Source organism: Geminicoccus sp., assembly GCF_036263595.1.
In the GTDB taxonomy this organism is placed as follows: Bacteria; Pseudomonadota; Alphaproteobacteria; order Geminicoccales; family Geminicoccaceae; genus Geminicoccus.
Window position 1 is genome coordinate 1 of sequence record NZ_DATAGQ010000031.1, and the last position, 23,961, is coordinate 23,961.

Here is a 23,961-nt window from a genome sequence, read left to right on the forward strand (position 1 = left end):
CAACGCCGTCGCTGCCCACCCCGTGAAGGTGGAACGACTGCTTGCCCAGATCGATGGCTACAAGGTCGAATGACATGCTTCCCTCCGTCAGTTGGCCACCTATCGTGGCCGGGAAGCGGGAGGCGTCCATTCCATAACATGCGCCGGCTGATCTGGTTCGAGCGACAGGCCTTGTCGGGCTGGAGGGCGTCAGAGGAACCTGCAAGCCTACGGACGAGCAGCCAAAGGACATCCTGCCAACGCAGAGCCACGATCGTCGTCACGTCGCCGTACCCTGCGCTCCAGCCCGGCGCCTTGCCGGCAGGTGGAGGTGGCCGGCTGACTTGCAAAGCGTCTGTCACCGTGCCGCATCTTCATCTCCTCCTTCGCGGCACCCAGGGAGACGCTCGCCCGAGACATGGCCGATGACGAAGAACGGTTGTCCGCAACGTCTCCGGAGCTGGGCGTCGGGAGGCCCAGGCGACGGGGGATGGATGGCACCATGGCCCTGCCCTCCCACCGTGGACGCGATCGTCCGCAAAGGCGCCAAAGCGCCATGGTCAGGCGGCTGCCCGCATGCCCTGGGCGAAACGGAGGTTTCGGGAGGGGACCAGGCGCCGGTCGTAGGTGATGCAGCGCTGGGTGCCACGGCGGCAGTAGAGCAGTTGTCGGGTCCGCTCCAGGCGTGGCGAGAAGCCGGGGTGGTCGCGCAGGCTGTCCAGTGCCGGCAGGACGCTGTCGTCGACGAAGAACGCCGCGTGCGAGCGGAGCCGGACCATCTGGTCGATCAGGGCCAGCCCTGCCCAACCGGCATCGCTGCTGGCTGGTGTGCCATCGAAGCTGGGGCTGATCGGCAGGCCGGGCTCGTGGCCGCCTGGCCGGCCGGCCTCGAACCGGTAGAGAAGGGGGCGCATGGCCTCTAAGGCCGCCTGCCTGGCCCCGGTCGTCTGCAGGAGCCTGACCAAGCCCGTCAGTCGGGCGGGGTAGTCCATGAGGTCGGAGAAATCACGGAGCCCACTAAGCCAGGACGTCGCCATCGCCTCGGCATGAACGACCCGCTGCGCGAGCGGGCCCTCCTTGCGCAAAAGACAGGCTTTCAGTGCGGCCAGCGCCTCGTCCCAGGGCAGATCGGCTTGGCAGGGGAGCGGCGGCATCTCCAGCCGCGCTGCCTCGATCGCAGCCGGCGTCACGAGCAGTCCGCGCGCTTCCAGCTCTCGCGCCCGTTCCGGACGGCAGCCGATCAGGTTCAAGGTGAACCCGTCGAGGAAGCACGTATCCAGCGGAACGGCGACGGTGAGACCGGCCACATGGTGGTAGATGTCATAGCCGAGTGCTGTCAGGCGCTCGCCCGCCTCGAGCGTGACGTCGGGCTGCTTCATGTCCACCTCGAACATCACCAGCGGCGCCATCCGTTCCAACGCGGTGCGCGCCCCGTCCAGGACCGGCCGCTCATGCCCCTCGGTGTCGATCTTGATGACATCAGGCGCTGCGATGCCGCGTTCGCTGAGCAGCCGGTCGACCGTCTCCACCCGGACGGCCATGCCGGGCCCTGCCTCCACCAGATGAGCGGTCTCGCTGAACGCCGATCGGCCGAGCACGCCCTGGCCGGCATGGTCGGCAAGGGCAATGTGCTGGACGTCCATCCACCCCAGGCCATTGGCCGCGACCGTGCGATGCAGCCGCTCCTGCAGGATCGGCGAAGGCTCGCAGGCGACGACCCTTCCATGTGGGGCCGACACGGGCCGCCAGCGATGCCGCGTACACGCCATGGTTGGCGCCGACATCCAGGACCTGCCAGCCAGGCTGGACCACGCGCCGCAGCCATGCGAGCTCGGCCTCGAACCAGTCTTCCTGCTCGAACAGAACCCAAGGCGTGATCTCGTCCAGGTCGTTGGCCGTGACGATCCTCACGCCGTCCTGTATTTCCAGCTCGACCGGTGCCTTCGGCGGCAGGCCCGGATCCAGTGGGATCGGTCGGCGGCCAGCGGTGGCGGATTGCATCATGTCATCCCGGGAAGGATCGGTCCGACACCCACTATCGCACAACCTGCTTAACGAAAGCTGAAGACGGATGCGTCTGCCCCAGGGCCTGCGGCGATGGCCACAGGCAGCAGTGTGGTGACGAGCGGCGCCCATGGCTGGCTGCTGCTCCGCCATGCCGCCACCGCCGGGTCGACCGGCTGCTTCGTCGGCTGCTCGGATCGGCCTATCGAGCCTGTGGACGACGACGAGCTGGCCCGGCTGGTCCAGGCGGTCGGTCATGTCGACGTCGTCGTGGTGACTCCGCTGCGGCGAACGAAGGAGACGCTCGACCTGCTGGTCCAGGCAGGAATGCGGCCGCCATCCCGACTGGTCATCGGGGAGCGCCTGGTCGAGCAGAGCTTCGGGCGGTGGGAAGAACAGGCCTACGACCTGCTGGCGGCGGCAGATCCAGCCTACTGGCGTTTTTGGGATGATCCGGCCGGCAACGAGCCGCCGGGCGGCGAGAGCTACCGGGCAGTCTTCGACCGGACGCTTGCCGCCCATCGGGCGCTCGCCGACAGCCTGGAGGGGCAGGTCCTTCACATCGGCCATGCCGGGCCGATCAGGGCGCTCCTGGCCTGGCAGGCGGGCCAGGATCCAAGGGACGCATTGACGCGCCACGTGGCGCCTTTGTCGCTTCATCGCATGCAGGGGGGTGAAACCGTGCGAACCTCCTCCCCTGGCATGGAGGTTCGCCTGCATGCTAGGGCGACGTGCCGTTCATCCAGAACGTCGGATCCGGGCGCAACGTGAGCAAGTTCTTGGCGGTGGGCAAAGTCTACCTGGTCGGTGCCGGGCCGGGCGACCCCGAGCTGTTGACCCTGAAGGCGCTGCGCGTCCTGCAGAAGGCCGACGTCATCGTGCACGACCGCCTGATCGCGCCGGAACTCATGGACCTGGTGCCAGCCAGGGCGGAACGGATCTTCGCCGGCAAGCGCCGAGACCATCACCATTTGCCCCAGGACGACATCAACCAGCTTCTGGTGGACCTCGCGCGCAGCGGACGCAATGTCGTGCGGCTGAAGGGCGGCGACCCGTTCGTGTTCGGCCGCGGTGGCGAGGAGCTGGAAACGCTGGTGCGTGCCGGCATCCCGTTCGAGGTCGTTCCGGGCGTGTCCGCGGCCAACGGTGTGGGCGCCTATGCCGGCATCCCGCTGACCCACCGCGACCACGCGCAGTCCGTGCTGTTCGTCACCGGCCACACCAAGGATGGCGAACCCGACCTGAACTGGACCGCGATCTGCCAGCCCCGGCAGACCATCGTGATCTACATGGGGCTGAAGTCCCTGGCGGCCCTTTGCAACAAGCTCATCGAGCACGGCCTGCCGCCCGATCTCCCGGCCGCCGCCATCGAGAGCGGCACCCTTCCGGTCCAGCAGGTGATCGCCGCGACGCTGGCGACCCTGCCCGAGAAGGTGGCCGGGCGCCGGTTCGACGGGCCGGTGATGGTGATCGTGGGGTCCGTCGTGAGCCTGCGGGACAGGCTGGCCTGGTTCGACCGGGCGCGGGAGCCGGTCGATCCCGACATGGCGGAGCCGGCGGCCAGCCGCGCCACGGTGCTGCACCGGCCCGCTTCAGGAAATGCCGGCCGCTCCTGAGGAGCGGCGGCGCGTTCAGATCTCGCAGATCCGCCCGAGCAGGACCGGACGGCTGGCACCGGTGACGGCAGGCAGGTTGGCCGGGATGCCGTCGACCCGCAGCGACGCCAGGAGGGCGAAGGCAATGGCCTCCTTGGCGTCCGGATCGATCCCGAGCTGGCTGGAAGGCAGCAGGGGAACCTCGCCGAGATGGAAGCTCAGCCGCTGCATCAGGTAGCGGTTGTGGATGCCGCCACCGCTCGCGACGACCCTTACCACGTCCCTGGCATGACGTCTGATGGCATCCGCGACGGAACGCGCGGTCAGTTCCGTCAGCGTTGCCAGCAGGTCGGCCTCGTCGCCACGCCCGCGTGCCAGCAGCTCCTCGGCCAGCTCCGCCCCGAATTGCTCCGGCCCTGTCGAGCGGGGCGGTGCAAGCGCGAAGAACGGATGAGCAAGCAGTTCGTCCAGCAGCCTGGTGTCCACGTGGCCCTGAGCAGCCCATGCACCATCCGCATCGTAGCGCAGGCGCCCCTGCGTCAGCGCGCGGACCGTCGCATCGACCAGGCTGTTCGCGGGCCCTGTGTCGAACCCCAGCACGCTGCCGTCCTTCGGCAGGATCGTGATGTTGGCGATGCCGCCCAGGTTGAGGGCCACGACCGTGCCGGCGGGATCGGACAGGAGCAGGCGGTCGATGAACGGGACGAGCGGTGCACCGGAACCTCCGACCGCCACGTCGCCCGAACGAAAGTCGCTCACGACCGGACAGGCCAGGGACGCAGCCAGAAAGTGCGGGTCGCCGATCTGCAGCGTGGTGACGCCATGCTCGTGGTACACGGTCTGCCCGTGCAAGCCGACCAGGTCCGGCCGAAGGCCCAGCTCGCCGCAGAACCGGGTGGCGGCCTCGGCATAAAAGCGGCCAAGCGCGGTGTTCAGCCGCGCCAGCCCGGCGGTGTCCAGCCCCAGGCAGAGCTTGGGGCTCAGCGCCAGCTGCTCCGGGTGGGGCACCGTGCGATGGGCCAGCGTCATGAGCTTGGGCCGCGTGCCCCTGCCCACCCGGATCAGCGCCAGGTCGAGGCCATCCATGGACGTGCCGGACATCATGCCCAGCACGACCCGGTCGTCGCGTGCCTCGACCTCCTTCAGCCGGATCGGGACCGTCACAGCATGCCCGGAAAGGCGCCGCCATCCAGCATCAGCGACTGGCCGGTGAAGAAGCCGGCATGGGCGGAGCACAGGAAGGCGCAGAAGGCACCCAGTTCCGCCGGCTCGCCGAACCGGCCGGCCGGCGTGGCGGCAACCGCACCGGCCTCGATCTGCTCGATCGGCGTCCCGGTCCGCTCGGCCCGGACCTTCATGTTGTCGGTGAGCCGTGCCGTCCGGAACGGTCCCGGCATCAGGTTGTTCACGGTGACATTCCGGGCAGCATAGTCCCGGCCCACACCCACCAGGGCGGAGGTCAGGCCGGCACGTGCGGCGGACGACAGCGCCAGCTCGGCACGCGGCGCCTTCACGACCGACGAGGTGATGTTGACGATCCGGCCAAAACCCCGCTCGGCCATCCCGTCGACCACGGACCGGATCAGGCTGAGCGGCGTCAGCATCACCGAATCGACCGCGTCGTGCCAGGCCTGGTCGGGGAAGCTGCGCCAGTCGCCCATCGGCGGGCCGCCAGTGTTGGTCACCAGGATGTCGGGGTCGGGGCAGCTTTCCAGCAGCTTCGCGCGGCCTTCAGGCGTCGTGACGTCCACGGCAACGGGCGTGACGGTCACGCCGTGCCGCTCGGCCAGGCGGGCGGCCGCATCCTGCAGCGCAGCCTCCCCACGGGCACAGATCGTGACCGCGACGCCGGCGGCCGCCAGGGCATCGGCGCAGGCGAAGCCCAGCCCCTTGCTGGCGCCACCGATGATCGCCCTGCGTCCGGCGATACCCAGATCCATCAGCTCTACTCCTCCCGCTCCTCGTCCGGCTCCAGACCTTCCAGGGCCGAGAGATCCACCAGCACGCCGCGGGCCAGCGCAATGGTGACCGGTCGCCTCGCCCGGAGCGATGCCCGGTCGAGTTCGCCGACGATGCGGCGGACCGACCCGAACGAGCGCGGCCCATGCGCGATCAGCCACTCGACCACGCCGGGATCCGGCCGCAGACCACGATCGGCCAGTTGCTTCACATAGAGCGCCGCAAGCAAGGTGTCATCCGGCGGCCCGATGGCGATCGGCGCGGCCAGCATGAGGCGCGAGCGGAGGTCCGGCAGGTCGACGGGCCAGCGTGACGGCGGCAGCGTCGCGGTCATCAGGAGGCTGCCGCGCCGCTCGGTCACGAGGTTGAAGAGATGGAACAGGGTCTGCTGGTCCCAGGCGAGGTCGGCCTCGTCGATCACCAGGCAGGTCGCGGGGGATGGGAAGAGGTCGCGGGGCGGCATCAGCCAGAGGCCATTGCTGTCCAGCCAGACGGCATTGGCCCGGGCCGCCCAGATCCGGGCCAGATGGGTCTTGCCGCATCCTTCCGGCCCGAACAGGACGGTCACCGGCGACGGCCAGCGTGGCCAGCGCGCGAGTTGCGCCAGTGCCTGCGCGTTGGACGAGGACGGCAGGAAGTCGCGCTCGTCCGTGCTCTCGATGTGCGGCAGATCGAGGGTGAGCTGACGCGGCATCGTCAGATCCGACCTGCCCGCACCTTCAGGAGCGGGCGGCACCGGTGACGGCGATACGGACGGCTCCGATCATGTAGGCGCAGCCCGACGCGATCGTGAGCAGCGCCATCAAGGGCAAGGTCATGGTGGCAACGTCCGAGGCGAACCAGAACATCCGGCCGGCCTCGGCCAACACGGCACCCACATAGATCAGCTGGGCGAAGGTGCAGGCCTTCCCGAGCAGGGACGGCACGATCTCGAAGCCTTCCACCCTTGCCCGCAGCACCAGCGTTCCTAAGGAAAGCAACAGGTCGCGGGCGACCACCAAGCCCAGCAGCCAGGACGGCACCACGCCCTGCCAGCTCAGCACCAGGAAGATGCCTACGAGGAGCATCTTGTCGGCCACCGGGTCCAGCACGACTCCGACGCGGGAGATGCCTGCAAAGCGCTTCGCGATGAACCCGTCGGCAACGTCGGTCAATCCCGCCGCGAGGAACAGCCAGAATGCCGCCGCGTAGTGCCCGGACTGGATCAGCAGCCCGATCGGCACCACTGCCAGCAGCCGGAGCGTAGTCAGCCCATTGGCGAAGTTCACCACGGAATCGGCCCGAAACGGCTGCCCTGCGTTCAGCCGCCGATCGTTGACATCGGTCGGTCGCCCGCTCGAAGCAACCGCCATCCTTCGTTCTCCTGGCTCAGCTCGAGACCACGCGCCCGCATTGCATCGCGTAGTTCGTCGAGGCTGCCCACATGCCCGAGCACCACCCGCGCCTCCCTCCGGGTGATCCGTTCGACCGTGGTCGTCCGGATCTCCGGGATCTGGGACAATGCCTGCCTAATTTGTACCCACGCTGCGAGGTCGGCAAGCGGGACGGTCGCGGTCAACAGCTCGACCGTGGCATTGCTGCGCACCACCTGGCTCGCGACCTGGGTGTCCAGGGAGGCCAGGAGCATCCGTGCCGCCGCCTGATAGTCGGGAAGTCCGTCTGGCGCCGGTGGCACCTGCCCGACCGACAGCGGCCGGACATCGCCATCCCGCGACAGATACTGGCCGCGCACGTCCAGCAGGGTGGAGCCGTCCGCCGCCGGCATGGCGACCGCATCCGCCACCAGCACGGTAGGCGTGCCGTAGCGCTCGGCGAGCTGCCTGAGCACGGCAGGGTCGCCGGCCAGGGCGCTTTCGCGCGGGATGGCGAGATCCTCGGCGTCGCCCAGCGGCAGCACGGGCTCGAGGGCCAGCGACCGGCCCGCGGCTTCGACCAGCGCCGTCCGCCATGGATCCGCATCGGCGAACGGATCGCCGCCCGTGGCATAGGCCAGCAGGACAGCCGGGACGACCTCCACGATGCCGTAGGAGAGGCCGTTGCTCTGCAGAAGTTCCTGGACCGGCTCGGGGCGGAAGGTGACCGTGATCTCAGCCTCGTAGCTCCTGGCGCCGACACGCTCGCGCTGGATCTCGAAGGAGCGGACGTAGCGGTCGATCCGGTCCTCCGCGACTTTCGGCAGCTGCGTCGGGTCGGCGACGCCGGACAGACGGCTCATCAGGCGCTCGAGCGCCAGGACCTGCCCCTTGGCGATCGCGGAGTTGCGCGCCTGCACCGCGTCGTCCGCCGTGGCCTGGGCCGGCACGTCCCGCTCGATGAACTGGCGGCTGTCGACGGTCTGTGCATCCGTTGCTGAGACGGAACCGAGCAGAAGAAGAGCGATGAGCGTCAGCAACGCTATCGACGGGCGGCGCGCGGCCATGGCAGATCAACCCGACGCGAGGACAAGCAGCCGGCCGAACGGGCCGGCACGCGCGGCGGAAGTGACCACGGGAGCTTCCGCCTGACAAGTTCTGCCTACATTTCGACCGAGGTTTGCCCATGCAGAACGCCGATGCGCCAGCCGGCGGCAGGTACGCAGAGGCCGGTGTGGACATCGAGGCCGGCAACGAGCTGGTACGGCGGATCGACGGGCTGACCCGTGCCACGGCACGGCCAGGCGCCACCGGTGCGCTGGGCGGCTTCGGCGCCCTGTTCGACCTGAAGGAAGCCGGCTACCGCGACCCGCTGCTCGTATCCGCCACGGACGGGGTCGGCACCAAGATCCTGCTGGCGGCGAAGACCGGGCGGATCGAGACGATCGGCATCGATCTCGTGGCGATGTGCGTGAACGACCTGGTGGTGCAGGGTGCGGAGCCCTTGTTCTTCCTGGACTATTTCGCGACGGGCAAGCTGGATGCCGGCAGTGCCGCCAAGATCGTGGCGGGGATCGCCGAGGGCTGCCGGCAGGCCGGCTGCGCCCTGGTGGGCGGCGAGACCGCCGAGATGCCGCAGATGTATGCCCCCGGCCATTTCGACCTGGCCGGGTTCGCGGTGGGCGCGGTCGAGCGGGACCGCCTCCTGCCGCGGCCGGATGTCGCGCCGGGCGATGTCCTGCTGGGGCTGGCCTCGTCCGGCGTCCACAGCAACGGCTTCTCGCTGGTGCGCCTCGTCCTGGACGAAGCGAAGGCTGATCTCGATGCGCCTGCCCCGTTCGCGCCCGGCCAGCCGCTGGCCGACGCCCTGCTGACGCCGACCCGGATCTATGTGCGGAGCTGCCTGGCGGCGATCGGGGCCGGCGGGGTGAAGGCCCTGGCGCACATCACCGGCGGCGGCCTGGAAGAGAACCTGCCCAGGGTCCTGCCGCCGGGCATGACCGCGACGCTGGATGTTGCCAGCTGGGAGCTGCCGGGCGTCTTTCGCTGGCTCGCGACAACGGGCCGCCTGCCCCGCGCCGACCTGCGCCGCACCTTCAACGCCGGAATCGGCATGGTGCTGGTGGTCGATCCGGACCGGGCAGACATGCTCCAGGCGACGCTCCGGCAGGCAGGCGAGCGGGTCAGCCGGATCGGCCGCATCACCGGCAGCGACGCGGGTGCTCCGGTCGTGTTCCACGGGATCGAAAACGCATGGCCCGACGCCGCGTCGCCGTCCTGATCTCGGGCTCGGGCTCGAACCTGCAGGCCCTGATCGACCGGAGCGTGCAGCCGGAAGCCAGCTTCGAGATCGTGCACGTGCTCTCGAACATCGCCTCGGCCTTCGGGCTGGAACGGGCGCGCCTTGCCGGCATCGCCACCTCGGTGGTCGATCACCGAGGGTTCGACAGCCGGCAGCACTTCGACAGGGCAGTCGGACTGGCCTTGCAGGAGACCGGCGCGGAGCTGGTGTGCCTTGCCGGCTTCATGCGGATCCTGGGCGCGGAGCTGGTCGAGGCCTGGGCCGACCGGATGCTGAACATCCACCCTGCCCTCTTGCCATCGTTCAAGGGCCTGCACACCCACGAGCGCGCCCTGGCCGCCGGGGTTCGGCTGCATGGCTGCACCGTCCATGTCGTGCGGCCGGCCCTGGATGACGGGCCGATCGTCGTGCAGGGGGTGGTACCGGTGCTGGCGGCGGACGATCCGGCCTTGCTGGCGAAGCGGGTGATGGAGGTCGAGCACCGGGCCTATCCGCTGGCGCTGGACCTGCTGGCATCCGGACGGGCCGTCGTCACTGGAGAGACGGTACGGGTCGATCCCGGCTTCCCGTCCGTGATCGTGCACCCGTCGCTCGCCTGAAGGTCAGCCCTCGTCCAGCCATTCCTCGATCAGGAAGCGGGCGATGCTGTCCTCGCGAGGCAGCTTCACGGGCGATCGCTCGTCGTCGGCCAGGATGTCGCGCGGGACCCAAAGCGCGTCCTCCAGCTCGTCCTGGTCGATCTGCATCTCGGTGGACGCGGCCGTCGCACGGAACCCCAGCATGAGCGACTGAGGGAACGGCCAGGGCTGCGAGGAGCGGTACTGGATGGTCGTGAGGTGCACCCCGGACTCCTCCAGGATCTCGCGTTCCACGGCCTGTTCCAGGCTTTCGCCCGGCTCCACGAACCCGGCCAGCGTCGAGTACATGCCGGGCGGAAAGCGCGGCGAGCGGCCGAGCAGGGCTTGGTCCCCATGGGTCACCAGGACGATGACGGCCGGATCGGTGCGTGGGAAATGGTCGCGGCCGCAGTTTGGGCAGTGCCGGGCATGGCCGGCTTCGGTCGGCAGGGTCTCGGTGCCGCAGCTGCCGCAAAAGCGGTGCGTGGCATGCCAGTGCAGGAGCGCCCTGGCAGAGGCCAGCAGGCCGGCCTCGTGGGCCGGCAGGACCGGACCTACCGTGCGCAGGTCGACCAGCGGCAGGCCCGCGGTGGCCGGATCGTCCAGGTCGATCACGAAATAGGCCACGTCGTCGACCACGCCCAGGAACACGGCGCTGTCGTCGAGGTCGCGGCCGAGTTCGGCAATCGTGCGGAAGCCGGCGCGGGGGCCGCCTTCGGCCTCCAGCACGGACAGGTTCAGGCCATGCGCCAGGATGACGCGGGTGGTGACGTCGCTACGGCGCCGGGTCAGCCAGGCCAGGTCCTTGCGGAAGGCCGCGGCGCGGTCGAAGCCGACGGCGGAATAGATGTGCGGCGGTGGCTTGAGCAGACGGCGCAAGATATCGGACCTCCGGGGGAACCCATCAATCGGGCGCTGCCATCTTGCACGCGCGGGCACGAGCGTCGATATACGGCTCGGAAGGTCGGCGGTGGACGGGCTCCTCGCCAAATCGGTCAGGTCCGGAAGGAAGCAGCCGCAACGAGTTCCGGTCCGGGTCGCTGCCGGCCTTCCACTCACTCGATGGTCAGCTCCATGGGCGAGGCTCCGCTCGTCGGCCTGGAGCCGTCCGACACCAGCTCCACGGGCGCATGCGAGACGACACCACCGCGTCCGGCTACAAGGTCCTCGCCCGAGCCTATCGGCCGCAGCGACTGTCCGAGCTGGTCGGCCAGGATGCGCTGGTCCGCACACTCACCAACGCCTTTGCCTCCAACCGCCTGGCGCACGCCTTCCTGCTGACCGGCATCCGCGGCGTCGGCAAGACCACGACCGCAAGGATCATCGCGAAGGCGCTGAATTGCGAAGGGCCGGATGGCAAGGGTGGCCCCACGCCCGAGCCCTGCGGCGTGTGCACGCCCTGCCGCTCGATTGAGGCGCAGAATGCCATCGATGTCATCGAGCTCGACGCCGCCACGCATACGGGCGTCGACAACATGCGCGACCTGCTGGCGAGCGTCCGCTACGGGCCCACGGCGCTGCGCACCAAGGTCTATATCGTCGACGAGGTCCACATGCTGTCCGGCAGCGCCTTCGCGGCGCTGCTCAAGACGCTGGAAGAGCCGCCGGCGCATACCAAGTTCGTGTTCGCGACGACCGAGCAGCGCAAGGTGCCGGTCACCATCGTCTCGCGCTGCCAGCGCTTCGACCTGAAGCGGGTACCGCCGGACCTGCTGGCCGGCCATCTCGCTGCCATCTGCGTGAAGGAGCAGGTCGAGGCCGAGGCTGACGCGCTGGCGCTGATCGCCCGGATCGCCGAGGGCTCCGTTCGCGACTCGCTCTCGCTGCTGGACCAGGCCATCGCCCTTGGGAGCGGCAAGGTGGTGGCCGCCGAGGTCGCGGACATGCTTGGCCTGGCCGACCGGGGCCGCCTGCTGGACCTCCTGGAACCCTTGCTGACCCAGCAGCCGAAACAGGCGCTCGACGTCTTTGCCGAACTGCATGCGCGCGGCGCCGACCCGATCGCGGTGATCCAGGACCTGCTGGGCGCCTGCCATTGGCTGTCGCGGTTGAAGCTGGATCGCCATGCCGATCCCGGCTGGCATACCGGCCGCGACGGGCATGCCAGGGGCGTCGCGCTGGCGGGCCGGATCGGCCTGCCGGCGGCAGCACGGGCCTGGCAGGTCCTGCTGCGCGGGCTGGATGAGGTGAAGATCGCCGCCGACGGTGCGATGGCCGCGGAGATGCTGCTCCTGCGCCTGGCGTGCCTGGCCGAACTGCCGCCGCCGGCAGAGCTCCTGCGCAAGCTGGAGCGCCTGGGCGGGACAGGACCCGCACCAGCCGGCGGTCCAACGCCGGCCCGCCCTGAGCTGATGCCAGCCGGGCCTGTGGCGAACCTGACCGAGCGAGGTGCGCCACCGGCTGCGGCCGCTCCGCTGGTAGTGGCCGCGGCGGCCCTGCGGCCCATACCGGCCGAGCCGGCGTCCTCGTCGCCCCCGGCGGGTGATGGCGGATTTGCGGACTTCGCCGCGATGACCGACTTTCTGCGCAACCGTGGCGAACCGATGCTCGCCTCGATGCTGGAGACGGGTGTCCACCTTGTCCGCATGAGCCCGCAGCGCCTGGAGATTCGCCCGGAACCGGGCGTGCGGCCGGACCTGGCGAGCCTGCTGCAGGATGCGCTCCACCGCACGACCGGCCGCCGCTGGATGGTCGCAATCGTGAACGAGCGCGGTGCGGCGACGCTTGCCGAGCAGCGGGCCGCCGAGCGCGACCGTCTGATCGCGGAACTCTCGGAAGACCCGGCCATTCGACGTATTCTCGATGCCTTCCCAGGTGCCACCATCGAGGACGTTCGGCCCGCTCCTGCCCAGACCCCCTTCCAACCCATCGACGAACCAGACAAGAGGATCGAGCGCGCATGAAGAATCTCGGGAACATGCTCAAGGAAGCCCAGAAGCTGCAGGCGAAGATGGGTGAGATGCAGCAGAAGATGGCCGACATGGAGATCGAGGGCGGGGCTGGTGCCGGTCTCGTCGCGGTCACGCTGAACGGCAAAGGCGAGATGCGCCGCATCAAGATCGACCCGTCGCTCCTGGTGCCGGACGATGTCGAGATCCTGGAGGACCTCGTGGTGGCGGCGGTCAACGATGCCAAGGCGAAGATCGAGGAGCAGATGCAGGGCGAGATGCAGAAGCTGACCGGCGGCCTGTCGCTACCGCCCGGCATGAAGCTGCCGTTCTGAAGGCTGCCGCGTCCTGAGCAGGAACAACGCACCCGGTGCCATCGACGAGCTGATCAAGCGCCTCTCGCGGCTGCCGGGCCTTGGGCCCCGCTCGGCCAGGCGGGCGGCGCTGGCGTTGCTCAAGCGCCCGGACGTATTGATGACCCCGCTGATCCGCACGCTGGAAACCTGCCGCGAGCAGGTCCGGCGCTGCTCGGTCTGCGGCAACCTCGATGCGAGCGATCCCTGCTCGATCTGCAGCGACCCCAGCCGGGACGGCACCAGCCTGTGCGTCGTCGAGGAGGTCGAGGATCTCTGGGCGGTGGAGCGGGCCGGGTTCTTCAAGGGCCGCTATCACGTGCTGGGCGGCCGCCTGTCCGCGCTGGACGGGATCGGGCCGGAGGAATTGCGGATCGGCCCGATGCTGGCCCGGATCCAGGAGCAGGGCGTGGAAGAGGTCGTGCTCGGGCTGGGAGCCACCGTCGAGGGCCAGACCACCGCGCATTATATCGGTGAGCGGCTGCAGGGTATGGGCGTCCAGGTCACCGGTTTCGGCCGCGGCGTGCCGGTCGGTGGCGAGCTCAACTACCTGGACGAGGGGACGCTGGCGGCGGCTTACCGGGCACGGCGGCCGCTCGCCTGAGGTGGTGCGCAATCTGGTCCCAGGCGCTGGCTCATACGAGGCAGCATGCTTGACGTCCTAGTTAACAGAGTGAGCGCCTGGTGCCGGGTCCGCTGCCTGGCGTGAGGGTCGACGTGCGGCCATGGCCCGACATCCTCAGGAAGATGTCGCTGCATCCTCCCCCCGCTCCGCCCCTTCGGTTGACCACGGGTGTGCCACTGCCTACGTGACCAACCGATCACCCCTTCATGAGCAGCTTGCATGGCCCTTCTGCCGATCCTGGAAGTCCCAGACCCACGCCTTCGCCAAAAGGCGGCGCCCGTACCGGTGGTGGACGAGCGGGTGCGGGCTCTGCTGAACGACATGCTGGAGACGATGTACGCAGCACCCGGGATCGGCCTGGCCGCGCCTCAGGTCGGCGTGGCCCAGCGGATGATCGTGGTCGATGTGGGGCCGAAGGAAGAGCCAAAGCCGATCCGCCTGATCAATCCGGAGGTGCTCTCGCTGTCCGAGGAGCAGGCCGAGGCGGAGGAAGGCTGCCTGAGCCTGCCCAATCAGTTCGCGCCGGTGAACCGGGCTGCCAGCGTCAAGGTTCGCTACATGGACGAACTCGGGCAGGATCAGGAGATCGAGGCCGAGGGGCTCCTGGCCCGCTGCCTCCAGCACGAGATCGACCATCTGGACGGCGTGCTGTTCACCGATCGTCTGAGCCGGCTCAAGCGCGAGATGCTGCTGAAGAAGCTGGAGAAGCAGCGGCGGCAGCGTGCCGGCTGAGGCGACGCCCTGGCGGGTCGTCGTGATGGGCTCGACAGGCTTCGTCCTGCCGAGCCTGGAACGGCTGATCGCCTCCTCGGACCATGAGGTGGTGGCAGTCTATACCCGCCCGCCGGCAGCCAAGGGCCGTGGGCAGCAGCTTCAGTGCACCGAGGTGCACAAGCGGGCCCTGGAGCTGGAAGTTCCGGTCGAGACCCCTGCACGTTTCCGGGACGAGGGAGCGGTGGAGCGGTTCGCCGCCTATCGGCCGGACATGGTGGTCACCGGAGCCTATGGCCTGATCCTGCCACCGGCCGTGCTGGACGTGCCGCGGTTCGGCTGCATCAACCTCCATGCCTCGCTGCTGCCACGCTGGCGCGGGGCGGCTCCCATCGAGCGCGCCATCCTGGCCGGCGACGCGGTCACGGGCGTCTGCCTGTTCCGCATGGAAACGGGCCTGGACACCGGCCCTGTCTATAGCCGTGGCGAAGTACCCATCGGCCCTGCCACCACGGCACCGCAACTCCACGAGACGCTGGCGCTGCTGGCGGCGGACCTTCTCCTGCCGACCCTGCAGGGGCTGGCGGATGGCAGCCTGGTTCCGGTGCCGCAGCCAGACGACGGCGTCACCTATGCCGCCAAGCTGGGCAGGGATGAGGGACGCCTCGATTTCCGGCTTCCTGCCGCCCAGCTGGAGCGCATGGTGCGCGCCCTGGAGCCCCGCCCGGGAACGTTCGCGCTCTTGAACGGCGAGCGCATCGGCGTCCGCGCCGTCACGGTCGTGCAAGGCGTCCATGGCACGCCCGGCGAAGTGGTCGGTACACCGCTGCTGGTGGCCTGCGGGGAGGATGCGATCCGGCTCGACGTCGTGCAGCGGCCGGGCAGAAAGGCCATGGCGGCCGCGGACTTGCTGCGCGGCTGGACGGTGCCGATCGGCACGCGCTTCGATCCGGCCTGATGCCGCGGCTGGCCCTCCTGGTCGAGTATGACGGCCGTCCGTTCCTGGGCTGGCAGCGGCAGGGCAACGGGCAATCGGTGCAGGCCGTTTTGGAAGAGGCCCTGTTTCGCTTCAGCGGCGAGCGGATCGGCGTCGTCGGGGCCGGGCGCACCGACACCGGCGTGCATGCGACCGGTCAGGTCGCTCACCTCGACCTGGAGCGGGAGGTTGATCCTGGCCGTCTCCGTGCCGCCCTGAACCATTATCTGCGGCCCCAGCCGGTGGCCGTGACCGAGGTCCGGCGGGTCGACGAGCGGTTCCATGCACGGTTCTCGGCGATCGGCCGCGCCTATCGCTACCGGATCCTGACGAGGCGGGCACCGCCCACCTTCGACCGTGGCCTGGTCTGGCACCATCCGGTGCCGCTGGACCCCGAGCACATGCACGACGCCGCCCAGGTCCTGATCGGCTACCACGACTTCTCCAGCTTCCGGGCGACCAGCTGCCAGGCCCGGTCGCCGCTGAAGTCGCTGGATCTGCTGCACATCCACCGCGACGGCGAGATCGTCATCGTGGACGTGCGCGCGCGCTCGTTCCTCCACCATCAGGTGCGCAACATCGTAGGCACGCTGGCGCTGATCGGCAGCGGCAAGCACCCGTGCGGCTGGATGAAGGATGTGCTGGCGGCGCGCGACCGGCGGCTGGCCGGGCCCACGGCACCGGCAGACGGGCTTACCCTGGTCGAGGTGGCCTACCCCAGCTGGAGCAGTCGATCGAGCAGCTGATCCAGCCAGAGCGAGGACACCATGTCGGCCAGCACGAAGCCGAAGGCGATCAGTCCCGTGGTGGCCAGCGCTGCCCGCATCACGAACCAGCTGTAGACGAGGGTCGCCGCAAAAGCGAAGAACTGCAGCATCGGCCGGTCCGGTTCCGGCAGGAGCGAGATCAGCAGCAGGCTGATCGCCAGGAACGCGCTCTGCAGCACGGCTGCCCAGTTGCAGGCCGTGATCAGCGGCACGTAGCGCTGGGTCAGGCCCAGGATCCTGGTGAGCAGCAACGCCACCAGCGGAAACAAGGCGAAGCGGGCCAGCAGCGAGATGTACTCTGCCGTCCAGGGGATGGGGATCTCCGCATCGGCGGCGGTATGCGTCAGGGCCAGCATCACGAGCGCGTGGAGCGGCACGATCCAGAGCACGGCCTGGAACGAGCGCCAGAACCCTTCGACCGACAGGTCGAGCAGTTCGATCCCGCGCGCGTTGCCGCGAGCGAGAAGGGAAGCGGCGGCAAAGCCGCGCATGGCATCAGCAATGGCCACTACCGTCACCCGCCATTCCGGGCTGTCGCGAACCAGCGCTCGAGGATCGTCCGGTAGCAGGCCGTCAGCGATACGATATCCTCGGTGCGGACGTGCTCGTTCACCTGGTGCATCGTCCTTCCGACCAGGCCCAGCTCCACGACCGGGCAGTACTGCTTGACGAAGCGGGCGTCGGATGTCCCGCCGCTGGTCGAGGCTTCCGGGCGTCGGCCAAAGCAGGCCTCGGCGGCCGCGGCCACCAGCTTGGTGAACGGCCCTGGCGGCGTCAGGAAGGCATCGCCGCTGGAAGAGAGTTCCAGCCGGTAGCTGCCGCCGATGGCATCGCAATGGCCGTGCAGCCAGGCCTCCAGCCGCTCGCGGGTCTGGAGGTCGTTGTAGCGGATGTTGAAGCGGGCAGTGGCCTCGGCAGGGATCACGTTGCCCGCGGGATTGCCGATGTCGATCGAGGTCACCTGCAGGTTGGAGGGCTCGAAGAATTCGCTGCCGGCATCGATCGGGCTGCCCAGGATGCGAGCCAGCATCTGCACGATCCGGTGGGCGGGGTTGTCGGCCCGGTGCGGATAGGCGGTGTGACCCTGCCGGCCCTGCACCACCAGCCGGCCATTGGCCGAGCCGCGCCGCCCGACCTTCATCATGTCGCCGTTGGCTTCCACCGAGGTCGGCTCGCCGACCAGGCAGGCATCCGGCCGATGGCCGTGCTCGTCCATCCAGCGCAGCAGCGGCTCGGTGCCATTCACCGCCGGCCCCTCCTCGTCGCCCGTGATCACCAGCGAGACAGAGCCGTGCGCGGGCCGGCCATGGCTCGCCAGGTAGGCCGAGACCGCCGCCACGAACGCGGCCACGCCGCTCTTCATGTCGGCCGCACCCCGGCCGAACAGCAGGCCGTTCTCGATGACCCCCGCGAAGGGATCATGCGACCAGGCGGAGCTGTCGCCGGGCGGCACGACGTCGACATGGCCGGCAAAGGCGAGATGCGGACCGGTGTCGCCCAGCCTGGCGAACAGATTGTCGACCCGCTCCGTCCCCGGCTTTTGGACCGGCACCCGGTGCACGGCAAAGCCCAGCCCTTCCAATGCCTGGGCGAGCAGGTCGAGCGTACCGGCCTCGGCCGGGGTCACCGAAGGGCAGCGGATCAGGGCCGCCGCAAGGGCGACGGGGTCGAGGCCAGCCGGTGCGGGCGATGCCATCAGTCGCGGAGCAGTTCGTTGATGGAGGTCTTCGAGCGTGTCTGCGCATCGACGCGCTTGACGATCACGGCGCAGTAGAGGCCGGGTCCCGGCGAGCCGTCGGGCAGCGGCTTGCCCGGCAGTGTTCCCGGCACCACCACCGAGTAGGGCGGCACCCGGCCCTTGAAGACCTCGCCGGTCGCGCGATCGATGATCCTGGTCGACGCCCCCAGATAGACGCCCATCGACAGGACAGAGCCCGTCTCGACCAGCACGCCCTCGGCAACCTCGGAACGAGCGCCGATGAAGCAGTCGTCCTCGATGATGACGGGTCCCGCCTGCAGCGGCTCCAGCACGCCGCCGATCCCGGCCCCGCCGGAGATGTGGCAGTTCCGGCCGATCTGCGCGCAGGAACCAACCGTGGCCCAGGTGTCTACCATGGTGCCGCTGTCGACATAGGCGCCGAGGTTCACGAAGGACGGCATCAGCACCACGCCCGGCGCGATATAGGCCGAGCGGCGGACCACCGCGTTGGGGACGGCCCTGAAGCCCTGCTGCTCGAACCAGCCGGCATCGCGGCCCTGGAACTTGGACGGCACCTTGTCCCACCAGCCCGACCCACCGGGCCCACCCTCAATCCGGCTCATCGCGTTCAGCCGGAACGACAGCAGCACGGCCTTCTTGGCCCACTGGTTGACGCGCCACTGCCCGTCCACCTTCTCGGCAACGCGAAGCTTGCCCTGGTCCAGCAGGTCCAGCGTCGTCTCGACGGCGTCGCGCTCCGCACCCATCGTGTGCGGACCGATCTCGGCGGCGCGAGCAAACGCATCCTCGATCTGGTGGCGCAGTGCCTCGATGTCCATCAGCATTCCCATCTTCATGAACGCGGCCGTACACTAGTGACGGCGGTTCGGCCGTCAATCCGAGGAGGAGTGGGCCATGGGCGTATCGAACGAAGGGCTGCCGCCTGCGTTCCTTGCCGAACTGGGCTCATCGCTGGACGAGGGCGCGCTCCTGACCGATCCTGTTCGGATCGCGCCCTACCTCACCGACTTCTGGAGCCTGTCCACGGGCGCCAGCCATCTGGTCGTGCGCCCGCGCGAGGTGGCCCAGGTGCAGGCGGTGCTGCGGGCCTGCGCCGGGCACCTGGTGCCGGTCGTCACCCAGTCCGGCAATACCGGCCTGGTCGGCGGCAACATTCCCGACGGGAGCGGCCGTCAGGTCGTCCTGAACCTTGAGCGGATGAACCGGATCCGCGAGGTCGCCTCGTCCGGCGACTATCTCGTAGCCGAAGCCGGCTGCATCCTGCAGGACGTCCAGCAGGCGGCCGACCGGGCCGACCGCCTGTTCCCGCTCTCGCTCGGTGCCGAAGGCAGCTGCCGGATCGGCGGCAACATCGCCACCAACGCCGGCGGCATCAACGTCCTGCGCTACGGCATGACCCGCCGGCTGGTGCTGGGGCTGGAGGTCGTGCTGGCGGACGGGACGCTCTGGCAGGGGCTGCGGGCGTTGCCCAAGGACAATACGGGCTATGACCTGAAGCAGGTCTTCATCGGCTCGGAGGGGACCCTCGGCATCATCACGGCCGCGACGCTCGCCTTGGCCCCCAAGCCCAGGGAGCGGCACGACGTGTGGCTGGCGATCGAGACGCCCGAGGCTGGCCTGGAGTTGCTGGCTCTGTTCCGCAACCGGCTGGGCGAGACCATCTCCGCCTTCGAGCTGATTGCCGATCCGGGGGTGGAGGCGGCCGAGCAGGCTTTCGGGGCCAGGATCGTCGAAGGCCGCCATCCCTGGCACGTGCTGGTGACGGTGGCCTGGAGCTTTCGCGAGGGTCTGCTGGGCCACCTGGAAGGGCTGCTCGAAGAAGCGATGGCGGCCGAGCTCGTCGTGGACGGCACCATCGCTCAGAACGACGCGCAACGCGCGGTGATGTGGAAGCTGCGCGAGGGACAATCCGAGGCCATGACGCGCAAGGGTTCGGTATGGCGCTCGGACGTGGCCGTCGCCACCTGGCAGATCCCGGAGCTGATCCGGCGCTGCGATGAGGTACTTCCGAAGGTGCGCCCGGGCATCGTGGTATTCCCGTTCGGGCACCTCGGCGACGGGAATCTTCATGTGAACGTCCTGGCTCCCGCCCCCGATCGGCTTACGGCGGAGGATCGGGCACGGATCCAGGACGCGCTCTTCGAGGTTGTAGCCTCCATGGGCGGTTCGTTCTCCGCGGAGCACGGCATCGGGCGCTGGAAACGGCCGGCGCTCGAGAGGCTGAAGGACCCGGTGGAACTGGCGCTGATGGCCAAGATGAAGGGAGCGCTCGATCCCATGAACCTTTTGAACCCCGGCGTGATCACCGGGCCGGCGCCCCTCCCATGACCATGTTCGCGACACGCCAGGCCGACATCACCACGCTTGCCGTGGATGCGATCGTGAACGCGGCGAATGCCGAGCTGACCCCCGGCAGCGGGGTCAGCGCCGCCATCCATCGTGCGGCCGGGCCGGACCTCGCGGTGGCCTGCGCGAAGCTTGCGCCATGCGGCGCCGGCGAGGTGCGAACGACGCCTGGCTTCGCATTGCCGGCGAAGTTCGTGATCCATGCGGTCGGACCGGTCTGGCAGGGCGGCGAGCCGGAAGGGGATCGGCTCCTGGCGAGCTGCTACGAGAAGGCGCTGACGGAAGCGGCATGCCTTGGCTGCTCGTCCGTGGCATTCCCGGCGATCGCCACCGGCGCGCATGGCTTTCCAGCCGAGCGGGCCGCGGCTATCGCGGTGGCGGCCACCCGCAAGGCGGCGCATGCAGCCAGCGGCATCAAGCGCGTGGTGTTCGCCTGTGCTGATGAGGCGTCCGTCCGCTACCACCGGCAAGCCCTGGAGCTTCCCTATTGATCCCGTTCACGCCTCCCGTCGCCGACCAGCTCCTGACCCTCCAGGCGGTGCTGGGTTCCGACCTCCTGCCGGGCCTGGACGATGAGCTGGTGGAGCAGCTTCTGCGCGAGGGCGGCCGGTTCGCCGCAGGCGTGCTGGCCCCGCTGAACCAGGTGGGCGACCGGGAAGGAACCTGGCTGGACAATGGGGTAGTCCGGACCGCCACCGGTTTCGCCGATGCCTGGCGGCAGTTCACCGAAGCCGGCTGGCTGGGTCTCCCCTTCCCCGACGAGTTCGGCGGCCAGGGCCTGCCCTGGACCGTGGCAACGGCCGTGGCCGACAGCTTCAACGCGGCCAACCTCACCTGGTACCTGGCACCGCTGCTCACCCAGGGTGCCATCGAGGCCCTGCTGCACCATGCGTCGGACGAGCTGAAGGCGCGCTACCTCCAGGACATGGTGACGGGCGTGGCCACCGGGGCGATGTGCCTGACCGAGCCGCAGGCGGGCTCCGACCTGGGTGCCTTGCGTGCCCGGGCCGTGCCCGCCGATAACGGCAGCTACCGGATCACCGGGCAGAAAATCTACATCACCTTCGGCGACCACGACTTCACCGAGCAGGTCGTCCATCTCGTGCTGGCAAGGCTGCCGGATGCTCCGGAGGGGAGCCGGGGCATTTCCCTCTTCCTGGTACCCAAGCGCCTGCCCGACGGCAGCCGCAACGACTGGCGCGTGGCCGGCCTGGAAAAGAAGCTCGGCATCCATGGCTCGCCGACCTGCGTCATCGCCTATGGCGACCATGGCGGGGCTACCGGCTGGCTGGTGGGCGCGCCGCATGCCGGCCTGAAATGCATGTTCACAATGATGAACAACGCGCGCCTGAATGTCGGTGTCGAGGGGCTGGGCATCGCCGAGCGCGCGCTGCAGGCCGCTTCCGCCTACGCAGCGGAACGTCGACAGGGCAAGCGTGGCGGCGCGACGGTGCCGATCGGCGAGCATCCCGACGTTGCCCTCACCATCACGCGGATGCAGGCGACCACCAGTGCTGCGCGCGGTATCTGCTACCTGACCGCCGCCGCCCTGGATCGCGGCGACCAGACGATGGCCGGACTCCTCACCCCGATCGCAAAGGCTTGGTGCACCGACCGGGCGGTGGAGCTGGCCTCGGATGCGATCCAGGTCCATGGGGGCATGGGGTTCGTGGAAGAGACCGGCGTTGCCCAGTTGCTGCGCGATGCCCGCATCCTGCCGATCTACGAGGGGACCAACGGCATCCAGGCGCAGGATCTGGTGCTGCGCAAGCTGCCGCAGGAGGATGGCCAGACCGTGCTGCGGCTGTTCGGGCAGATCCGCGCGAGACTGCCGGCGCTGGCACTGGGCGAGGAGATCGGGGCCTCCCTGGACGTGCTGGAAGCCTCGACGCGCAGCCTCCGCACGGCATCGGCGGACGACCAGGCGGCAGCGGCCAGCCTCTACCTCACCCTGATCGGCAATGTCGTCGGAGGCTGGCTGCTGGCCGAGAAGGCGGCACTCGGCGACCTGGAGAGCGACCGCCTGGCCAGGTTCTGGGCAGCGCGGGTGCTGGTGCAGGCGCAGGGACAGGCGGCTGCGATCGCCAGCGGCGCGGCCTTCATCCGCTAGCGCTGCCAGCCGACGCTAGTCGATCAGTTCCAGCCAGCAGAAGCCGTAGGGATCGAGCTGGATCGCCTGGTCGATGCTGTCGATGGGCTGCGCGCCCAGATCGGCGATGATCCGGCGGACACGCTTCGGCTTCTGGTCGAGATCGATCCGGGCGGCGGCCGGCCGATCGGCGATGTTGTGCAGGCTCACGATCCGCCGTTCCTTCCAGGTCTGGCACAGTGCCAGCACGGCCGCGTCGCCGGGATCGAGAACGCTGCAGCTGCCCCAGCCGATCTCGGGATGAGCCCGCCGCTCCTGGATCATGCGATGGACCTGGTTCAGGAGCGAGGTCGGGTCGTCGCGCTGGCTTGCCACGTTCACCTTGTCGAAGGCGAAGGCGCCGCTGTTGACCATCCGGCGCACCAGCTGGTCTGCCGGTGCTGGCGAAAATCCGCCATTCGGACCGTCGTCCCACTGCATGGGCATGCGCACGGGATGTCGCTCGGGTAGCGAAAGGTCCTCGCCCATGCCGATCTCGTCCCCGTACCAGAGCACGGGCGTGCCAGGCAGCGCGAACACGAGGCTGAACGCCAGCGCCAGCCGGCGCGGGTCGCCACCCAGCATCGGTGCCAGACGACGGCGGATGCCCCGGTTGTAGATCTGCATGCCGGGCTCCGGACCGAACGCGGCGAAGGCTTCCTCCCGCTCCGCATCGCTCAGCCGGCCCAGGTCGATCTCGTCGTGATTGCGCAGGAACATCGCCCACTGGCCGATCTTCGGGATCTTCGGCGTCCCGCACAGGGCCTCGGCCATCGGCGTCGCGTCCTGGCGGGCAAAGGACAGGAACAGCATCTGGTTCAGCATGAAATGGAAGACCATCGTCATGCGGTCGCCGTTGCCGAAATACTCGTCCGCCTGGTCCATCGGGATGTTGGCCTCGGCGAGCATCACCGCTTCCGCCTTTCGCCAGGCGAGAAAGTCGCGCAGCTCCGTCAGGTAGGCATGGGGATCCGAGTCCGGGGGGTTGTCCAGCCCCTTGTACTCGATGAGGAAGGGCACGGCGTCGATCCGGAAGCCCGACACGCCGAGCTCCAGCCAGAACCCCATGATCTTCTCGATCTCCTCCTTGACGGCGGGGTTGCCGATATTGAGGTCGGCCTGGTGCTCATAGAAGCGATGGAAGTAGTACTCGCCCGCCTTCTCGTCATAGGTCCAGGTGGTGTGCTGCACGCCCGGGAAGATGATCCCCTCATCGGCATCCGCAGGCTTCTCCTTCGACCAGACATACCAGTCTCGGAAGGGCGAGTCGGGGTCGCTGCGGGCGGCCTGGAACCAGGGGTGATCGATCGAGGTATGGTTCGCGACGAGGTCGACGATCACCCGCATGCCGCGATGCCGCGCCGCCCGGATGAAGTCCACGAAGTCACCGAGCGAGCCCAGCCTCGGGTCGACGCCATAATAGTCGCTGATGTCGTACCCGTTGTCCCGGTTCGGGGTGGGGTAGAACGGCAGCAGCCAGATGCAGGTGACCCCCAGGGCCTCCAGATGGTCGAGCCGTTTGCTCAGCCCGCTGAAGTCGCCGACACCGTCCCCGTTGCCATCCATGAACACCTCGACATCGAGGCAGTAGATGACCGCGTTCTTGTACCAGAGGTCGAGCATGAGGACGGATCTCTAT

24 protein-coding genes and 1 other RNA gene are annotated in these 23,961 nt (G+C 69.0%); 14 read left to right on the plus strand and 11 right to left on the minus strand.

Annotation, left to right across the window (positions count from 1 at the left end; genetic code table 11):
* Positions 1-539: 539 nt before the first annotated feature.
* Positions 540-1,748: an FkbM family methyltransferase gene (locus VHL31_RS02035; protein WP_329659535.1), complete on the minus strand. Its 1,209-nt coding sequence runs from the start codon at positions 1,746-1,748 to the stop codon at positions 540-542.
* A 349-nt stretch (positions 1,749-2,097) separates the two neighbouring features.
* Here VHL31_RS02035 and VHL31_RS02040 point away from each other — a divergent pair, with 349 nt between their 5' ends.
* Positions 2,098-2,754 carry a histidine phosphatase family protein gene (locus tag VHL31_RS02040; RefSeq protein WP_329659536.1) on the plus strand — a complete coding sequence of 219 codons (657 nt, stop codon included), beginning with the start codon at positions 2,098-2,100 and terminating at the stop codon, positions 2,752-2,754.
* Positions 2,751-3,599 (plus strand): uroporphyrinogen-III C-methyltransferase, encoded by an 849-nt coding sequence (cobA, locus tag VHL31_RS02045; protein ID WP_329659537.1) that lies wholly within the window; start codon positions 2,751-2,753, stop codon positions 3,597-3,599. Before VHL31_RS02040 ends, cobA begins: the two co-directional genes overlap by 4 nt.
* 15 nt (positions 3,600-3,614) lie before the next feature.
* On the opposite strand, the gene VHL31_RS02050 is transcribed toward cobA, so the two are convergent.
* From VHL31_RS02050 to VHL31_RS02070, 5 genes are read right to left on the minus strand one after another with little or no spacing between them, the layout of a single operon-like run.
* Positions 3,615-4,742, minus strand: a complete 1,128-nt coding sequence (locus VHL31_RS02050; protein ID WP_329659538.1) for an anhydro-N-acetylmuramic acid kinase — start codon at positions 4,740-4,742, stop codon at positions 3,615-3,617.
* Entirely contained in the window at positions 4,739-5,518 is a 780-nt protein-coding gene (locus tag VHL31_RS02055) for an SDR family oxidoreductase (protein WP_329659539.1), read from the minus strand. Before VHL31_RS02055 ends, VHL31_RS02050 begins: the two co-directional genes overlap by 4 nt.
* A gap of 5 nt (positions 5,519-5,523) precedes the next feature.
* A complete protein-coding gene (locus tag VHL31_RS02060) occupies positions 5,524-6,231 on the minus strand; it encodes an HdaA/DnaA family protein (protein ID WP_329659540.1) in 708 nt (235 codons plus the stop codon).
* A gap of 25 nt (positions 6,232-6,256) precedes the next feature.
* Positions 6,257-6,889, minus strand: coding sequence for a CDP-alcohol phosphatidyltransferase family protein (locus VHL31_RS02065; RefSeq protein WP_329659541.1), 633 nt, complete (start codon positions 6,887-6,889; stop codon positions 6,257-6,259).
* Positions 6,838-7,956 (minus strand): DUF2066 domain-containing protein, encoded by a 1,119-nt coding sequence (locus VHL31_RS02070; RefSeq protein ID WP_329659542.1) that lies wholly within the window; start codon positions 7,954-7,956, stop codon positions 6,838-6,840. The genes VHL31_RS02065 and VHL31_RS02070 overlap by 52 nt, the downstream gene beginning before the upstream one ends.
* Positions 7,957-8,075: 119 nt before the next feature.
* Here VHL31_RS02070 and purM point away from each other — a divergent pair, with 119 nt between their 5' ends.
* On the plus strand, positions 8,076-9,170 hold the full coding sequence (gene purM, locus VHL31_RS02075; RefSeq protein ID WP_329659543.1) for a phosphoribosylformylglycinamidine cyclo-ligase: 1,095 nt from the start codon (positions 8,076-8,078) through the stop codon (positions 9,168-9,170).
* Positions 9,143-9,790, plus strand: coding sequence for a phosphoribosylglycinamide formyltransferase (gene purN, locus VHL31_RS02080; protein ID WP_329659544.1), 648 nt, complete (start codon positions 9,143-9,145; stop codon positions 9,788-9,790). Before purM ends, purN begins: the two co-directional genes overlap by 28 nt.
* 3 nt (positions 9,791-9,793) lie before the next feature.
* Here purN and nudC read toward each other — a convergent pair whose 3' ends face one another.
* Entirely contained in the window at positions 9,794-10,687 is an 894-nt protein-coding gene (gene nudC / locus VHL31_RS02085) for an NAD(+) diphosphatase (RefSeq protein WP_329659545.1), read from the minus strand.
* Between the two features lie 80 nt (positions 10,688-10,767).
* Here nudC and ffs point away from each other — a divergent pair.
* The 7 genes from ffs to truA all read left to right on the plus strand — a co-directional run bounded on the left by ffs (position 10,768) and on the right by truA (position 16,107).
* Positions 10,768-10,863: signal recognition particle sRNA small type (ffs, locus tag VHL31_RS02090), an RNA gene on the plus strand.
* Positions 10,864-10,938: 75 nt separating this feature from the next.
* On the plus strand, positions 10,939-12,711 hold the full coding sequence (locus tag VHL31_RS02095) for a DNA polymerase III subunit gamma/tau (protein ID WP_329659546.1): 1,773 nt from the start codon (positions 10,939-10,941) through the stop codon (positions 12,709-12,711).
* Positions 12,708-13,031: a YbaB/EbfC family nucleoid-associated protein gene (locus tag VHL31_RS02100; protein ID WP_329659547.1), complete on the plus strand. Its 324-nt coding sequence runs from the start codon at positions 12,708-12,710 to the stop codon at positions 13,029-13,031. Before VHL31_RS02095 ends, VHL31_RS02100 begins: the two co-directional genes overlap by 4 nt.
* Positions 13,032-13,044: 13 nt before the next feature.
* Complete coding sequence (gene recR / locus VHL31_RS02105; RefSeq protein WP_349262339.1) at positions 13,045-13,653, plus strand: recombination mediator RecR; 609 nt, start codon at positions 13,045-13,047, stop codon at positions 13,651-13,653.
* Positions 13,654-13,893: 240 nt separating this feature from the next.
* Positions 13,894-14,406, plus strand: a complete 513-nt coding sequence (def, locus tag VHL31_RS02110; protein ID WP_329659548.1) for a peptide deformylase — start codon at positions 13,894-13,896, stop codon at positions 14,404-14,406.
* Positions 14,396-15,343 (plus strand): methionyl-tRNA formyltransferase, encoded by a 948-nt coding sequence (fmt, locus tag VHL31_RS02115; RefSeq protein ID WP_329659549.1) that lies wholly within the window; start codon positions 14,396-14,398, stop codon positions 15,341-15,343. The genes def and fmt overlap by 11 nt, the downstream gene beginning before the upstream one ends.
* Entirely contained in the window at positions 15,343-16,107 is a 765-nt protein-coding gene (gene truA / locus VHL31_RS02120; protein WP_329659550.1) for a tRNA pseudouridine(38-40) synthase TruA, read from the plus strand. The genes fmt and truA overlap by 1 nt, the downstream gene beginning before the upstream one ends.
* Here truA and VHL31_RS02125 read toward each other — a convergent pair.
* Genes VHL31_RS02125 through dapD form a run of 3 tightly spaced genes read right to left on the minus strand, consistent with a single transcriptional unit; the run spans position 16,074 to position 18,666 of the window.
* Positions 16,074-16,646 (minus strand): hypothetical protein, encoded by a 573-nt coding sequence (locus VHL31_RS02125; protein ID WP_329659551.1) that lies wholly within the window; start codon positions 16,644-16,646, stop codon positions 16,074-16,076. The two genes, truA and VHL31_RS02125, sit on opposite strands and share 34 nt — an antisense overlap.
* Complete coding sequence (gene dapE / locus VHL31_RS02130) at positions 16,643-17,824, minus strand: succinyl-diaminopimelate desuccinylase (protein WP_329659552.1); 1,182 nt, start codon at positions 17,822-17,824, stop codon at positions 16,643-16,645. Before dapE ends, VHL31_RS02125 begins: the two co-directional genes overlap by 4 nt.
* Positions 17,824-18,666 carry a 2,3,4,5-tetrahydropyridine-2,6-dicarboxylate N-succinyltransferase gene (gene dapD / locus VHL31_RS02135; RefSeq protein WP_349262340.1) on the minus strand — a complete coding sequence of 281 codons (843 nt, stop codon included), beginning with the start codon at positions 18,664-18,666 and terminating at the stop codon, positions 17,824-17,826. The genes dapE and dapD overlap by 1 nt, the downstream gene beginning before the upstream one ends.
* A 76-nt stretch (positions 18,667-18,742) precedes the next feature.
* Between dapD and VHL31_RS02140 the strand changes: the two genes are divergently transcribed.
* The 3 genes from VHL31_RS02140 to VHL31_RS02150 are packed head-to-tail and all read left to right on the plus strand — an operon-like array spanning position 18,743 to position 22,304.
* Positions 18,743-20,176: an FAD-binding oxidoreductase gene (locus VHL31_RS02140; protein ID WP_329659554.1), complete on the plus strand. Its 1,434-nt coding sequence runs from the start codon at positions 18,743-18,745 to the stop codon at positions 20,174-20,176.
* The gene (locus VHL31_RS02145; RefSeq protein WP_329659555.1) at positions 20,173-20,685 is read left to right on the plus strand and encodes a macro domain-containing protein; all 513 of its coding nucleotides are present in this window, start codon (positions 20,173-20,175) and stop codon (positions 20,683-20,685) included. Before VHL31_RS02140 ends, VHL31_RS02145 begins: the two co-directional genes overlap by 4 nt.
* Positions 20,685-22,304, plus strand: a complete 1,620-nt coding sequence (locus VHL31_RS02150) for an acyl-CoA dehydrogenase family protein (RefSeq protein ID WP_414653626.1) — start codon at positions 20,685-20,687, stop codon at positions 22,302-22,304. The genes VHL31_RS02145 and VHL31_RS02150 overlap by 1 nt, the downstream gene beginning before the upstream one ends.
* A 15-nt stretch (positions 22,305-22,319) precedes the next feature.
* Here VHL31_RS02150 and VHL31_RS02155 read toward each other — a convergent pair whose 3' ends face one another.
* Positions 22,320-23,945: an alpha-amylase family protein gene (locus tag VHL31_RS02155; protein WP_329659557.1), complete on the minus strand. Its 1,626-nt coding sequence runs from the start codon at positions 23,943-23,945 to the stop codon at positions 22,320-22,322.
* Positions 23,946-23,961: the final 16 nt, after the last annotated feature.

What these genes read in the sequence shown, in the direction of transcription:
- VHL31_RS02035 (WP_329659535.1), bottom strand. Translation starts at nt 1,748, where the DNA reads ATGGCGTGTACGCGGCATCGCTGGCGGCCCGTGTCGGCCCCACATGGA.
- VHL31_RS02055 (WP_329659539.1), bottom strand. Translation starts at nt 5,518, where the DNA reads ATGGATCTGGGTATCGCCGGACGCAGGGCGATCATCGGTGGCGCCAGC.
- VHL31_RS02060 (WP_329659540.1), bottom strand. Translation starts at nt 6,231, where the DNA reads ATGCCGCGTCAGCTCACCCTCGATCTGCCGCACATCGAGAGCACGGAC.
- VHL31_RS02065 (WP_329659541.1), bottom strand. Translation starts at nt 6,889, where the DNA reads ATGGCGGTTGCTTCGAGCGGGCGACCGACCGATGTCAACGATCGGCGG.
- VHL31_RS02070 (WP_329659542.1), bottom strand. Translation starts at nt 7,956, where the DNA reads ATGGCCGCGCGCCGCCCGTCGATAGCGTTGCTGACGCTCATCGCTCTT.
- purM (WP_329659543.1), top strand. Translation starts at nt 8,076, where the DNA reads ATGCAGAACGCCGATGCGCCAGCCGGCGGCAGGTACGCAGAGGCCGGT.
- purN (WP_329659544.1), top strand. Translation starts at nt 9,143, where the DNA reads ATGGCCCGACGCCGCGTCGCCGTCCTGATCTCGGGCTCGGGCTCGAAC.
- VHL31_RS02095 (WP_329659546.1), top strand. Translation starts at nt 10,939, where the DNA reads ATGCGAGACGACACCACCGCGTCCGGCTACAAGGTCCTCGCCCGAGCC.
- VHL31_RS02100 (WP_329659547.1), top strand. Translation starts at nt 12,708, where the DNA reads ATGAAGAATCTCGGGAACATGCTCAAGGAAGCCCAGAAGCTGCAGGCG.
- def (WP_329659548.1), top strand. Translation starts at nt 13,894, where the DNA reads ATGGCCCTTCTGCCGATCCTGGAAGTCCCAGACCCACGCCTTCGCCAA.
- truA (WP_329659550.1), top strand. Translation starts at nt 15,343, where the DNA reads ATGCCGCGGCTGGCCCTCCTGGTCGAGTATGACGGCCGTCCGTTCCTG.
- dapE (WP_329659552.1), bottom strand. Translation starts at nt 17,824, where the DNA reads ATGGCATCGCCCGCACCGGCTGGCCTCGACCCCGTCGCCCTTGCGGCG.
- dapD (WP_349262340.1), bottom strand. Translation starts at nt 18,666, where the DNA reads ATGGACATCGAGGCACTGCGCCACCAGATCGAGGATGCGTTTGCTCGC.
- VHL31_RS02140 (WP_329659554.1), top strand. Translation starts at nt 18,743, where the DNA reads ATGGGCGTATCGAACGAAGGGCTGCCGCCTGCGTTCCTTGCCGAACTG.
- VHL31_RS02145 (WP_329659555.1), top strand. Translation starts at nt 20,173, where the DNA reads ATGACCATGTTCGCGACACGCCAGGCCGACATCACCACGCTTGCCGTG.
- VHL31_RS02155 (WP_329659557.1), bottom strand. Translation starts at nt 23,945, where the DNA reads ATGCTCGACCTCTGGTACAAGAACGCGGTCATCTACTGCCTCGATGTC.